10 protein-coding genes are annotated in these 13,085 nt (G+C 63.8%); 2 read left to right on the top strand and 8 right to left on the bottom strand.

Features of this window, described 5'->3' with window-relative positions; translation table 11 throughout:
- Positions 1-143 precede the first annotated feature (143 nt).
- The 7 genes from CRN80_RS26370 to CRN80_RS26340 form a co-directional block, all read right to left on the bottom strand.
- Positions 144-899, bottom strand: a complete 756-nt coding sequence (locus tag CRN80_RS26370) for an ABC transporter ATP-binding protein (RefSeq protein WP_098951970.1) — start codon at positions 897-899, stop codon at positions 144-146.
- Complete coding sequence (locus tag CRN80_RS26365) at positions 893-1,927, bottom strand: iron ABC transporter permease (RefSeq protein ID WP_098951968.1); 1,035 nt, start codon at positions 1,925-1,927, stop codon at positions 893-895. Before CRN80_RS26365 ends, CRN80_RS26370 begins: the two co-directional genes overlap by 7 nt.
- Positions 1,924-3,063 carry an ABC transporter substrate-binding protein gene (locus CRN80_RS26360; protein WP_098951967.1) on the bottom strand — a complete coding sequence of 380 codons (1,140 nt, stop codon included), beginning with the start codon at positions 3,061-3,063 and terminating at the stop codon, positions 1,924-1,926. The genes CRN80_RS26365 and CRN80_RS26360 overlap by 4 nt, the downstream gene beginning before the upstream one ends.
- 20 nt (positions 3,064-3,083) lie before the next feature.
- Positions 3,084-5,447, bottom strand: a complete 2,364-nt coding sequence (locus CRN80_RS26355) for a TonB-dependent receptor (protein WP_032892327.1) — start codon at positions 5,445-5,447, stop codon at positions 3,084-3,086.
- Between the two features lie 100 nt (positions 5,448-5,547).
- Complete coding sequence (locus CRN80_RS26350) at positions 5,548-6,516, bottom strand: FecR domain-containing protein (RefSeq protein WP_032892326.1); 969 nt, start codon at positions 6,514-6,516, stop codon at positions 5,548-5,550.
- Entirely contained in the window at positions 6,517-7,032 is a 516-nt protein-coding gene (locus CRN80_RS26345) for a sigma-70 family RNA polymerase sigma factor (RefSeq protein ID WP_032892325.1), read from the bottom strand. It lies immediately after the preceding gene.
- A 36-nt stretch (positions 7,033-7,068) separates the two neighbouring features.
- Positions 7,069-8,241: an MFS transporter gene (locus tag CRN80_RS26340; RefSeq protein ID WP_098951965.1), complete on the bottom strand. Its 1,173-nt coding sequence runs from the start codon at positions 8,239-8,241 to the stop codon at positions 7,069-7,071.
- Positions 8,242-8,350: 109 nt separating this feature from the next.
- Between CRN80_RS26340 and CRN80_RS26335 the strand changes: the two genes are divergently transcribed.
- Positions 8,351-10,516 (top strand): TonB-dependent siderophore receptor, encoded by a 2,166-nt coding sequence (locus tag CRN80_RS26335; RefSeq protein ID WP_098951963.1) that lies wholly within the window; start codon positions 8,351-8,353, stop codon positions 10,514-10,516.
- A 9-nt stretch (positions 10,517-10,525) separates the two neighbouring features.
- Here the strand turns inward: CRN80_RS26335 and CRN80_RS26330 are convergent, their stop codons facing one another.
- Positions 10,526-11,455: a LysR family transcriptional regulator gene (locus CRN80_RS26330; protein WP_098951962.1), complete on the bottom strand. Its 930-nt coding sequence runs from the start codon at positions 11,453-11,455 to the stop codon at positions 10,526-10,528.
- Between the two features lie 108 nt (positions 11,456-11,563).
- On the opposite strand from CRN80_RS26330, the gene CRN80_RS26325 reads away from it, so the two are divergent.
- Positions 11,564-13,063, top strand: coding sequence for a CoA-acylating methylmalonate-semialdehyde dehydrogenase (locus tag CRN80_RS26325; RefSeq protein WP_098951960.1), 1,500 nt, complete (start codon positions 11,564-11,566; stop codon positions 13,061-13,063).
- Positions 13,064-13,085 lie beyond the last annotated feature (22 nt).

Here is a 13,085-nt window from a genome sequence, read left to right as displayed (position 1 = left end):
GCCGGGTTACCCACGAATTCAAGCCTGCGTTCGGCCAGCGTGGTTTAACGGGGCGCTTGAGATCAAGATCAAAAGCAGGTCAAGAGCAAGATCAACAGCGGCTCGCTTCGCATCGTGGATACCCATGCTTTCGCAGGGCCTATTCACACCACCCCATCAATCAAAATATGCGCCTGCCCCCGGCTGCAGCGCTCGATGCGTGCCTGTACCTGGTAAACCTCGCGCAGCATCGCTTCGTTGATCACCGCATGGCTCGGCCCGCTGCCCTGGGCTGTGCCGTCGGCGATGACCAGCACCTGGTCGGCGAAGCGCAGTGCCTGGTTCAGGTCATGCAGTGCGATAAACACAATCACCTCGCGTTTGCGCGCCAGTGTGCGCATGAAGTCCAGTACTTGTACTTGGCGATGCATATCGAGGGCGCTGGTGGGTTCGTCCATCAGCAGCACGTCGGGTTCGCGCACCAGCGTCTGGGCGATGGACACCAGCTGTTGTTGGCCGCCGCTGAGTTCACCGAGGTTGCGAAAGGCCAGGCCGGTGATGCCCAGGGCACTGAGTATTTCGTCGACCAACTTCAGTTCGTCGTCTTGCACCACCCACCCCGGCGTCAGTTGTTTGCGCGCCAGCAGCACCGACTCGTACACCGTCAACCGGGCGCTGGCGTTCAGTCCTTGGGGCATGTAGCTGATGGCTTGTGCACCTTTTTGCGAGCCTTGCAGCAGCACCTCGCCTGGCCCGTCAATCAGCCCGGCCATGCGCTTGAACAGGGTGGATTTACCGGCAGCGTTGGGCCCGACCACCGCCACCACCTGGCCGCCGACGAAGGCTGCGGTGTTCACTTCGCGGATGATGGTGCGCTGGCCGTAGCGGGCGCCGAGGTCTTTCAACTGGAGACTTACCATGAGTTTTTCTTGCCGCCCAGGATCAGGGATATAAAGAACGGCACGCCGATCAGTGACGTAACCACGCCTATGGGGAAAATCGCCCCCGGAATCAGGGTTTTGCTGACCACCGAGCTGACCGACAGAATCAGCGCACCGGTCAGCAGCGAGGCGGGCAGGAAGAAGCGCTGGTCCTCGCCGATCAACATGCGCGCGATGTGCGGGCCCACCAGGCCGATAAAGCCGATGGTGCCGACAAAGGCGACCGGGAACGAGGCGAGCAGGCTGACCATGATCAGCGTTTGAAAGCGCAGGCTGCGCACGTTGATGCCGAAGCTGGCGGCCTTGTCGTCACCCAGGCGCAGGGCGGTGAGGGCCCAGGCGCGCTTGGCGAAAATCGGCAGGGTGATCAGGATGATCAGGCAGATCACCCCAAGCTTGGGCCAGGTGGCTTTGGTCAGGCTGCCCATGGTCCAGAACACCACGGCTGCCACGGCTTGTTCGGTGGCGAAAAACTGCACCAGCGCCAGCAGCGCGTTGAAGGTAAAGACCAGGGCTATGCCCAGCAGCACAATGGTTTCGGCCGTCACCCCACGGCGCAGGCTCAGGAAGTGGATCAGCAGCGCCGAGAGCATCGCCATGATGAACGCGTTGACCGGCACCATGTACTGCGCCGCCAGCGGAAACAACGCCACTCCAAACGCCAGGCCCATGGCCGCGCCAAAACTGGCGGCGGCAGAAATGCCCAGGGTAAAGGGGCTGGCCAGCGGGTTATTGAGGATGGTCTGCATCTGAGCGCCGGCCAGGGACAACGCCGCGCCGACAGCGACGGCCATCAGTGCGACGGGCAGGCGGATATCCCACATCACCACACGCACTTGCGGCGCGGCGTTGTTTGGCGAGAGCAGCGCGCCGAGCACTTCGCTCAGGCTATAGCGCGCCGGGCCCAGCGCCAGGTCGAGCAGCACGCTGCACAGCAACAGCAACGCCAGGGCAACCAGAATCAGGCGTTTGCGCATGACAAGGCTGCGGTAGGTCGGGGCGCTCATGGCTTGAGGCTCACGAAATAACCTGGTTCGTAAGGCACCGGCAGGAAGCGTTCGTGTAATTCACGAAACGCGGCGTCCGGGTCCAGGTCGGCAAACAGGTCGGGATGAAACCACTTGGCCAGTTGCTGGATCGCCACGAACTGATACGGGCTGTTGTAGAACTGATGCCAGATGGCGTGGAAGGCTTGCGGGCCCTGGGCCTTGATGCCGGCATAGGCGGGGCGTCGGGTGTACCACTCCAGCTTGGCTCGGGCCTGGGCCATGTCGGCACCCGGCCCCACGCCGACCCAGTGCCCACCCGGGGCAAACGCCTCCCAGTTGGCGCTGGTGACAACGACCTGGTCGGGGTTGGCCACGATCACCTGTTCGGGGTTCAACTGGCCAAAGGTGGTGGGAATAATGCCTTTGGCGATGTTGTCGCCGCCGGCCATCTGCACGAACAGGCCGAAGTTTTCATTGCCAAAACTCAGGCAGCAGTCATCGGTGTAGCCACCGATCCGCTCGATAAACACGGACGGGCGCGCCGGTTGCTGCGCGGCAATCACGTCGGTCACGCGGCGGATCTGCTGGTTGCGAAACGCAATGAAATCCTCGGCCCGCTGTTCTTTGCCGAACAACCGGCCGAACAGGCGCATGGTCGGCTCGGTGTTGGTCATCGGCTGGTTGCGAAAGTCCACGTACACCACCGGGATGCCCAAGGCATCGAGCTTCTCGATATAGCGCGCATCCTCGGTGGCATGTTGCGCCTCGATATTGAGGATGATCACGTCGGGGCGTTGCGAGATGGCCTGCTCGATATCGAAGGTGCCGTCTTCAAAACCGCCGAAGGTGGGGATCTTGGCGATGGCGGGAAACTTGCGCAGGTAAGCGTTATAGGTGTCTGGGTCGGACTGGATCAGGTCCTTGCGCCAGCCAACGATCCGTTCAATCGGGTTTTGCGTGTCCAGCGCCGCCACCAGGTACAGCTGGCGGCCCTCGCCAAGAATCACCCGCTGCACCGGCAGCTTGACCTTGACCTGGCGCCCAAGCAGATCGGTGACGGTGGTCAGCGCCGCCATGCTCGGCAGGCTAGCCCCCAACAACCCGGTGAACAGCAGCGCCGCTAGAAGGTGGCAACGTCGAACAATGCAGATCATGAATCAAGCCCTTGCAGATGTCAGAAATCGACCGTGGCCGAGAGGAGGAGGGTGCGCGGCGAGCCTTGGGAAAACGCGCCGTAGGAGGCGACGCCTGACCAGTACTCGCGGTCGAACAGGTTCTGCACCGTGGCGCGCAGGGTGGTCGGGTGCTCGCCGATACGCGTGCTGTAGCGTGCGCCGATGTCGAAGCGGGTCCACGCATCGAGCTGTTGGGTGTTGGCCTGGTTGACGTACTGGCTGCCGGTATAGATCGCGCCTGTGGTGAGTGTCAGGCCCTCGACCCATGAGGTGTCCCATTCGGCCCACAGGTTGGCTTGCACGTCGGGCACGCCCACCGGTGTGTTGCCGCTGTTGGTGGCAATCGCGGTTTTGGTCAGTTGGGCATCCAGCAGGGTCACGCCACCGAGCAGGCGCGTGCCGTGGGCGACTTCGCCCAACACATTGAACTCCAGGCCACGGTTGCGCTGTTCGCCCTGTACCGAGAAGCGCCCGGCGGCCAGTTCGCCGCTGGGCTTGTGGATCTGGAACAGCGCCAGGGTCGCCATGAAGGTTCCGTAGTCGACCTTGACCCCGAGTTCATGCTGTTTGGACACGTAAGGTGCAAACACCTCACCGGCGTTCGCCGCGTTGGAAGGCGCCACGTCACCCTTGCTCAGGCCTTCGAGGTAGTTGTAATAGAACGCCACATGCTCCCAGGGCTTGAGCACCGCGCCGAACAGCGGCGTGACCTTGGCGTCGTCGTAGGTGCTGGTGGCCACGCCGGCGCTGTTGTAGTTGCTGGACTGGATACGCTGTTGGCGCAGGCCGACGGTGACTTGCACGCGCTGGTCGAGCACCGACAACGTATCGGCGATGGCCACGCCGGACAGTTCACTGGTCGATACTGTCGGCGTGGCGGGCTTGGCAATCACAGGCTTTGGCCGGTCGACCGGGTGGTAGAGATTGGACAGCACCGGGACCCCGGAAATAATCCCCCGCGACAGCTCATCGCGATAACGGCTGACCTGCACGGTGCTGCTGTGGCTGATGGGCCCGGTCTCAAAGCGCAACCGCGCACCGGCGTCGACCGTGTAGCGCTGCACCTTGAAACGGTAATAACCGGGGATTGACGAGGTGTCACCGGCGGCGTTGATGAGGGTCGGCGTCTGGTCGGACATGCGCGCCACTGCCGACCTGCCGCCCCCGGCATGGGCGAACAGTGTGACGGCGTCGGTGAGGTCGTATTCGCCGCTGAGCAGCGCGGACTTATCTCGCGTGCGCGACCAGCCCCAGTCCTGGCTGACGTTGGTGCGGCCGTTGGCGGCGGAGGGGACGTCGACGCCGGCAGCAATCAGGAAGGGGCGCGAGGCGGCGTCGAGTTTCTCCTGTTGGGAGATCAGGTCGAGGCTGGTGCGCAGGCGTTCGCCCTGGTAGTCCAGGGACAGCGCGCCAATGCCGACATCGCGCGACTGCTGGTCGACCACCGTGTCACCGTTCTGCAGGCTAGCGTTGAGGCGTACGCCGAAGCGGCGCTCGTCGCCAAAGCGCCGGCTGATATCGAGGTGGTTGCCGACCTGCGCGTCCTGGGTGTAGCTGGCGGTGTAGCGGGTCAGGTCTTCATCCAGCGAGCGCTTGGGCACCACGTTGATCACGCCGCCTACCGCGCTGTTGGGTGACATGCCGTACAGCAGCGCACCGGGGCCTTTGACCACTTCGATACGCTCGGCGTAGTCGGTAAACACCCGGTAGTTGGAGGCCACGCCGTACACGCCATCGAACGCCAGTTCTCCCAGGTTGCCTTCACCCACCGGGAAACCGCGGATGAAGAACGAGTCGACAATCCCGCCCGTCTGCCCGGTGGAGCGCACCGAGGAATCACGCTCCAGCACATTGCCCACGGTGGCTGCCTGTTGGTCCTGGATCAGCGCGGCGGTGTAGGCGCTGACACTGAACGGGGCATCCATCACGTCGGTATTGCCCAGCATGCCCAGGCGCGCGCCGGTGGCTGCCTGGCCGCCGGCATACAGCGGGGGCAGGTCGCTGGCGCGTGGCTCGGGGGCGCTGACGGTGATGTCCGAAAGCGTGACTTGGCCCGGCACCAGGGTGTAACTGCCGTCGCTGCGTTGCACCATGTCCAGGCCGCTGCCGGCCAACAGGTGCGTGACCGCTTCCTGGGGCGAGTAACGGCCGGATAAGCCTGGGCTGGTCAGGCCCTCGGTGAGTGCCGGGAGAAATGACAGCGCAATACCGGCGTCCACGGCAAAGCTCGACAACGTGGCGCCGAGCGGGCCGGGGTCGATGTGGTAGGCGCGCACCGTCACCCTGTCCCATTGCGCCGGCACGTCCGCCAGGGCGGCACCGGCCAGGGCCAGGCTGAGCAGCGCGCTGCGAATCACAAGCATGGAGGGCAGCCCTATGGACGAAAGGGAAAAGGGGTTTGAGTGTTTGCCAGCCGAGCGCGAAAAAAGTATCAGCCGCACCGCGTTTTATTTTTGCGCCGCCTCAAGCTGGCGACAGGCTGACCCAATAGCCATTCAAATGGCCGCTGGCGCGCACCGGGTAGGTTTGCACCAGCATGTTCAAGGTGCGCTGGGTATCGGCGATGGGGAAGGCCCCGGAAATACGCAGGTTGGCAATGGCCGGGTCGTAGCGCACGAAGCCACGCCGATAGCGGGTCAGTTCCGCGACGAAGTCTGCCAGGCGCATGTTGTCGGCCATCAGCATGCCTTGGGTCCAGGCACTCACATTGCGGTCGGCGGGGGTGAGCGCGCCGAACTGTTGCGCGGAAAAGTCCGTACGTTGCCCGGCGTTGACGATCAATGGCGCGCTCTGGCTATTGTCGGCCAGCATCACTTTGACCGCGCCCTCAAGCACCGCCAGATGCGTGCGCGGGCCCAGTTCGCGCACGGTAAAGCGCGTGCCCAGCGCCTGCAGATGGCCCTGGCGGGTGCTGACCAGAAACGGGCGGGATGCGTCTTGTGCGGTCTGCACCAGGAGTTCGCCTTCGCGCAGGCTCACCAGGCGCTGCTGGGTGTCGAACCGCACGTCGATGGCGGTCTCGGTGTTGAGGGTCAGATGCGAGCCGTCGGCCAGGGTCAGTTCGCGACGCTCGCCGATGCGGGTGCTGTAGTCGGCGCTCCATTGCTGGGACTGCGCCAGCTTCCAACTGCCCCAGCCCACCGGCATTACCGCCAGCAACAAGGCCAGTTTGCCAAGGGCTTCGCGGCGCTGCGGGTTGCTGGGGCGGTCCAGCGCCGACATCGCCAGGGACGGCGGCAGGCCACCGAGCTTGCTTTGCAGCAATTGCGCGCGCGCCCAGGCACGGCCACGCTCGGGGCTGCTGACCTTCCAGCGCTCCCACTCGGCGCGTTCGCTGGCGCTCAATTCGTTCTCGCTCAGGCGCATCAGCCACTCGGCGGCTTCTTCCAGGGCGTCGGTGGGCAGCGGCGGTTCCTTGCCCAGGCTGAGCACTTATTCCACCCGCATCAGGCACTGAACGAGTGCCTGTTTCATGTAGCGCTTGATGGTGATCAGCGACACGCCCAACTGCTCGGCGATGTCCTGGTATTTGAGGCCGTTGAGCTGCGACAGCAGGAACGCACGCTTGACCAGCGGCGGCAGCGCGTCGAGCATCGCGTCGATTTCGTGCAGGGTCTCCAGCACCAGGAAGTGCGCTTCCGGCGACGGCACCTCGTGGGCCGGCACGCTGGCAAGCGCTTCCAGGTAGGCACGTTCCAGGGCCTTGCGCTGGTACCAGTTGACCAGAATGCCCTTGGCTACGCAGCTCAAGTAGGCGCGTGGCTGGTCGATCACGGTAACCTGTGAGGCCAGGATACGGGTGAAGGTGTCCTGGGCCAGGTCCGCCGCATCCATGGCATTGCCGAGTTTGCGTTTGAGCGTGGCGTACAGCCAGCTGTGATGGCCGCTGTATAGCGCCTCGATTGCGCGCAGGTGAGGGGTGTTATCGGCGGGAAGGCTTTCGCTCATGGCGCGCAACCGTGCAATTGAGAAGTATTCCCAATGCTAAGTGCAAACCCGTCGGTTGCGCAACGCGAGAATCGCAATCAGCGCCGCGGCATAGGCCACACACACAAACAGGTAGGTGTACGCCAAGCCATAGGCCTGGCTGAGCAGGCCGCCGGCGCAGATGCCCACAATCGAGGCAAATTGCGCGGTGCCTTGGGCGATCCCCAGCACATGGCCTTGCTGCGCGCTGTCGGCGGTTTTTGAAACCAGCGCCATCAGTACCGGTGTGGTCGCGCCCAGCAATACGCCCCAGACAAAATAGGCGACCACAAACACCAGCGGGTTGCGGGTGAGGCCGGCGAGGGCGGTGAGCGCGATGCAGCCGGCCACCACCCAGGTGAGGCGGCGCAAGCTGTCTGCCTGGCTGCGACCTTCGAAGTGGCGCGCCCAGGCGGTGGCCGACAGGATAAAACCCAGGGCCAGCAAGCCGTAGCACAGGCCGACCAGGGCGTTGCTGACGGTGAACGTTGTACTCACATACAGCGCGAACGAGGTCTGCGGCAGCATCCGCGCCAGCAGCAGAATGCCCATCACCGTCAGCAGCGGCAGCAAGGCCGAGGCCTGCCAGGTGCCGCCCGTTGACGGGGCTGTGGTTTTCTTCACCGGTGGCACGTTCGGCAAGGTCAGCGCTGCAATCACTGTGCACACCGCACAGAGCGCGGCGGCGCTGAGGTTGATCCAGAAGAACGTCGCATGGTCGAGGATCAAGCCGCCAACCACGGCGCCGAGCAACGAGCCGACGTTGGTGGAAATCTGCAGCAGTGCGAACAGCCGTGCACGCCGTGACGGCACCTCGATACTCACGCCATACGCCTGGGCCGGGGCGATGTAGCCGGCACAGGCGCCTTGCAGAAAACGCAGCACCAGGATCGCCCAGAGGTCGCTGAACAGGGCCAGCCCCAGTTGCGTCAGGGTCAGGCCTGCCAGTGCGCGAATCATCATCAGCTTGTGGCCGTAGCGATCGCCGATACGGCCCCAGAACGCACTGGTCAACAGGATGCCGAGCATCGGCCCCACGTACACGGCGATGCTGGCGAAGCTGAACAGCGTGTCGGAGTCGGTCAGTTGGCGCAAATGCACCGGCCAGAACGGCCCGCTCATTTCCATGGCGCCCATGGACACAAGCTGGATCGTGAACAGCAGGGCAATCAGGACGCGGGTGGGTGGCATGGAGCAGTCTCGCTATACAAAAAAAGTCGCGGCAAGGGTGATACTTTTTCACGCGTCGACTGGCATCAAGCGTAATTCTTACTTCACTTGATCAAAGGGCCCTGACGTCATGCCTGTTGCCAGCCGGTTAACCCTCGCTATTCGTACCGCCCTGTTGCTGGCTGCTGCCAGCGGCAACGCCTGGGCCGCCACCGCCGAGTCAGCCGACGACAGCGCGCAGAGCCTGACCCTTGACGCGACGAACGTCAACGCCCGCTATCTGGGCCCCACCGACCTGCCCGAGGTGCTCGCTGGCGGCCAGGTGGCCCGTGGCGCGCGCCTGGGCATGCTGGGCAACAAGGACGTGATGGACACGCCGTTCAGCGTGACCAGCTACACCGCCAAGACCCTCGCCGACCTGCAGACGGTGACGGTGGCCGATGCGCTGGAGCGCGACCCTTCAGTGCGTTCTACCGGGCAGACCGGCGGTATTGTCGACTCGTTTTTCGTGCGGGGCTTTGCGATTGGCGAGGGCAACCTGGGTGAGTTGGCCTATGACGGCGTGTATGGCGTGGCGCCCAACTACCGCGCCTTCACCGAGTACGCCGAGCGTGTTGAAGTGCTCAAGGGGCCGGGGGCGCTGATGTACGGCATCTCGCCCAACAGCGGTGTGGGCGGGGTGATCAACATCGTGCCCAAGCGCCCGCTGGACCAGGACCTCACCCGCTTTACCGGCAGTTACGCCTCCGACACCCAGGTCGGCGGCCACCTGGATATCAGCCGCCGTTTCGGTGAGGAGAACCAGTTTGGCGTGCGCTTCAACGGCAGCCTGCAAGGGGGCGACACCGCCGTGGACGATCAGCATCGCGACGTGGGGGTGGGCGCCATTGCCCTGGATTATCGCGGCGAGCGCCTGCGCCTGAACCTGGACTACATCAGCCAGAAAGAAAGTTTCGAAGGCGCCTCGCGCCCGTTCACCCTGGCGCCGGGCGTGCAGGTGCCTTCGGCCCCCAATGGCCGCACCAGCCTGCCGCAGAAGTGGGGCTGGTCGGACACCAAGGAGCAATCGGCCTTGCTCGGCGGTGAATATGACCTCAGCGATTCGCTCACCGTGTTCGCCCATGCCGGCGGCGGGCGGTCGGATGTCAAGCGCCTGTCGGACCAGGTGCCGCGCATCCTCAATGATGCTGGCGACACCAGTAACATTCCGGGCTACTACAAGTTCAACGTCGACCGTTCCACCGCCGATGTGGGCCTGCGGGCGCAGTTCGCCACCGGCCCGATCACCCACACCACCACGCTGATGGCGACCCGTTACCAGGACGAGCTGTCTCGCGGCATCAACAACGGCACCGAGATCCGCTCCAACATCTATCACCCGGTAGACACGCCCAAGCAAAACCTGCGGGCGCCGAAAGTGCTGCGCATCTCCGAATCGGAGCTGTCCGGCGTGGCGCTCACCGACACCCTGGGCTTTCTGGATGAGCGCATCCAGTTGACCCTGGGCGTGCGTCGCCAGGACATCGAGTCGCGTAACTACAGCGCCGCGGGTGTGGTGAGTTCCCGCTACAAAGACGCTGCGACCACGCCTTTGGTGGGCGTGGTGGTCAAGCCCTGGGATGACGTGTCGCTCTACTACAACTATGTCGAGGGGCTGAGCAAAGGCGATATCGCGCCGGGCACGGCCAGCAATGCCGGTGAAACCTTCGCGCCTTATGAATCCAAGCAGCACGAACTGGGCGTGAAGTATGAACACGGCACCTTCATGACCACCCTGGCGTTGTTCCAGATCGAAAAGCCCAGCGGCGAACTGGGTGCCGACGGTGTGTATTCAGTGCAGGCCGAGCAGCGCAACCGCGGCGTCGAGCTGAGCGTATACGGCGAAGTGGCGCCTGGCACGCGCTTGATGGGCGGCGTGACCTTGCTCGATGGCGAGCTGACCCAGTCGGCGACCGCCGCCAACCGAGGCAACAAGCCGGTCGGCGTGCCCGACATCCAGGCCAACCTGTGGGCCGAGTACGACACCCCGTGGCTGGAAGGTTTTACCCTCACCGGCGGGGCGATCTATACCGACAGCCAATACATCAACCAGGCCAACACTCAGGAGCTGGATGCCTGGACGCGCATTGATGCCGGCGTACGCTACGCGACCAAGATTGAAGGGCGGCCCACCACCTTGCGCGCCACCGTGCAGAACGTATTTGACCGCGAGTACTGGTCGGGCGTCGCGTCTTACGGCGCCTTCTCGCCGGGCTATCCACGTACTTTGCAGCTGTCGGCGACGGTGGACTTTTAACCCTTAAGCCTAGCGGAACCCGCCCGAGAGTTTGTCCTTCAGGTAGTTGACCAACGCACTCACCGACTTGGGCACATGGGGCGAGTAGGGCCGTATCAGATAGATCTCATCGGCAAACGCGCCTTTGAGTGTCCAGTCCTTCAATACCTGTACCACTTTGCCCGCGTCCAGCGCCGCCTGGGCGCTGAAGTCCGGGAGCAGGGCGATGCCCAGGTGGTTGAGTGCGGCGTCGCGCAAGGCTTCGCTGTTGTTGGTAGCAAAGCTGCCGGCGATGGGCACGGTGAGGCGCTCGAGGGGTTGGCTGCCGCGTTCGAAGGTCCAGGCGGGTTGGTCGGTGCCGCGTGGGTAAAACAGGCAGTTGTGGGCCGACAGATCGCCCGGCTCGCGAGGTTCGCCGTGGCGTTGCAGGTAATCATGGGTGGCGACCAGCACCGAGGTGGTGTCGCACAGCTTCCAGGCCACATGGGTTTCTGGCACTTGGAAGCCGTGACGCACCGCCAGGTCGTAACCCTCGGCGGCCAGTGAGCTCAAGGCATCGGAGACGTCCAGTTGGATACGCACCTGGGGGTACTGCTGCAAAAAGCCAGACAGGTGCGGCACCAGTTGTTGCCGGGCGAAGGCCACGGGAGCGGTCAGGCGCACCAGCCCGCGTATTTCCCCGACCGAGTCGCGCACCGAGGAAAAACTGCGGGCGATCTGCGCGTAGGCGCTGCGCACTTCGCGAGTCAGTGACAGCCCCGCATCGGTCAGCCGCACGCTGCGGGTGGTGCGCGTCACCAGGCGCGTGCCGGTGGCCTTTTCCAGGTCGGAAATGCGCTGGCTCACCGCCGATTTACTCACCCCCAGGCGCGCGGCGGCGGCGGTGTAGGTGCCTTGTTCCTCCAGCACCGACAGCCAGTGAATGTGGGTCCACAGCCCTTCGATCTCAGCCTTTTCCATGGGTGCATTGTTCGCCTATAAGGACAATAAGTTCTGGATTCTGCTCTGGTTCGGAACAAAGCGAAAGCCTATCGTGTGGCCCAACGCTACCCACCTGGATCGACTGCCATGACTGCAACCATCGAGCACTACATCAACGACCAGCGCGTCAGCCGCGATGACCGTTATCAGGACGTCTACAACCCGGCCACCGGTGAAGTCACCGCGCGCGTGGCCCTGGCCAGCCGCCAGACGGTGGCCGAAGCCGTCGCCGCTGCCCAGGCCGCGTTTGCCGGCTGGGCCGACACCCCGCCGATCCGTCGCGCCCGCGTGTTGTTCCAATACCTGCACCTGTTGCGCGAACGCAAGGACGACCTGGCGCGCATCATCGTCGCCGAGCACGGCAAGGTGTTCACCGATGCCCAGGGCGAAGTCGACCGTGGCATCGACATTCTCGAATTCGCCTGTGGCATTCCCAACCTGCTCAAGGGCGAACACTCCGACCAGGTCTCCCGTGGCATGGACAACTGGACGATGCGCCAGCCGCTGGGCGTGGTCGCCGGCGTGACCCCGTTCAACTTCCCGGTGATGGTCCCGATGTGGATGTACCCCATTGCCATTGCGGCGGGTAACACCTTTATTCTCAAGCCCAGCCCCACTGACCCGAGCGCTTCGCTGTTCATGGCCGAGTTGCTGCGTGAAGCTGGCCTGCCCAAGGGCGTGTTCAACGTGGTGCAGGGTGATAAAGAGTCGGTGGACGCGCTGATCGAACACCCGGACGTCAAGGCCCTGAGCTTCGTGGGTTCCACGCCAATTGCCCAATACATCTACGAGAGCGGCGCCCGCAACGGCAAGCGCGTGCAAGGCCTGGGCGGGGCGAAAAACCATATGGTGGTGATGCCCGACGCCGATATCGAACGCACCGTGGACGCGCTGATGGGCGCCGCCTACGGCAGTGCCGGCGAGCGCTGCATGGCGATCTCGGTGGCGGTGCTGGTGGGTGATGTGGGTGACAAAGTCATCGCCGCCTTGACCGAGCGCGCCAAGACGTTGCGCATCACCGATGGCCGCGATTTGAAAGCCGAGATGGGCCCGATCGTGTCGCGGGCTGCGCTGGAACGCATCAGTGGCTATATCGAACAGGGTATACACGCCGGCGCGCAGTTGCTGCTCGATGGCCGTGACTACGTGCCTACCGAGCCGGGCTTAGAAAATGGCTTCTGGTTGGGCGCGACCTTGTTCGACCACGTGACCCAGGACATGAGCATCTACCGCGAAGAAATCTTCGGCCCGGTGCTGGCCTGTGTACGGGTGAACGATTTTGCCGAGGCGGTGAAGCTGGTCAACGACCACGAGTTCGGCAACGGCGTCAGTTGCTTCACCCGCGATGGCAACATTGCCCGTGAGTTTGCGCGGCGCATCGAAGTGGGCATGGTCGGTATCAACGTGCCGATTCCGGTGCCCATGGCCTGGCACGGTTTTGGTGGCTGGAAGAAGAGCCTGTTCGGCGACATGCATGCCTATGGCACCGAGGGCGTGCGCTTCTACACCAAGCAGAAGTCGATCATGCAGCGCTGGTCGGAGAGCATCGAGCAAGGTGCGGAGTTTGCGATGCCGGTGTCCAAGTAAGGTTTAAGCTGTGCTGCAGGAT

The sequence above is a fragment of the Pseudomonas sp. FDAARGOS_380 genome (assembly GCF_002591235.1).
In the GTDB taxonomy this organism is placed as follows: Bacteria; Pseudomonadota; Gammaproteobacteria; order Pseudomonadales; family Pseudomonadaceae; genus Aquipseudomonas; species Aquipseudomonas salmasensis.
This window is presented reverse-complemented; position numbering and strand designations above follow the sequence as displayed.

What these genes read in the sequence shown, in the direction of transcription:
- CRN80_RS26360 (WP_098951967.1), bottom strand. Translation starts at nt 3,063, where the DNA reads ATGATCTGCATTGTTCGACGTTGCCACCTTCTAGCGGCGCTGCTGTTC.
- CRN80_RS26325 (WP_098951960.1), top strand. Translation starts at nt 11,564, where the DNA reads ATGACTGCAACCATCGAGCACTACATCAACGACCAGCGCGTCAGCCGC.
- CRN80_RS26335 (WP_098951963.1), top strand. Translation starts at nt 8,351, where the DNA reads ATGCCTGTTGCCAGCCGGTTAACCCTCGCTATTCGTACCGCCCTGTTG.
- CRN80_RS26330 (WP_098951962.1), bottom strand. Translation starts at nt 11,455, where the DNA reads ATGGAAAAGGCTGAGATCGAAGGGCTGTGGACCCACATTCACTGGCTG.
- CRN80_RS26370 (WP_098951970.1), bottom strand. Translation starts at nt 899, where the DNA reads ATGGTAAGTCTCCAGTTGAAAGACCTCGGCGCCCGCTACGGCCAGCGC.
- CRN80_RS26345 (WP_032892325.1), bottom strand. Translation starts at nt 7,032, where the DNA reads ATGAGCGAAAGCCTTCCCGCCGATAACACCCCTCACCTGCGCGCAATC.
- CRN80_RS26365 (WP_098951968.1), bottom strand. Translation starts at nt 1,927, where the DNA reads ATGAGCGCCCCGACCTACCGCAGCCTTGTCATGCGCAAACGCCTGATT.
- CRN80_RS26340 (WP_098951965.1), bottom strand. Translation starts at nt 8,241, where the DNA reads ATGCCACCCACCCGCGTCCTGATTGCCCTGCTGTTCACGATCCAGCTT.
- CRN80_RS26355 (WP_032892327.1), bottom strand. Translation starts at nt 5,447, where the DNA reads ATGCTTGTGATTCGCAGCGCGCTGCTCAGCCTGGCCCTGGCCGGTGCC.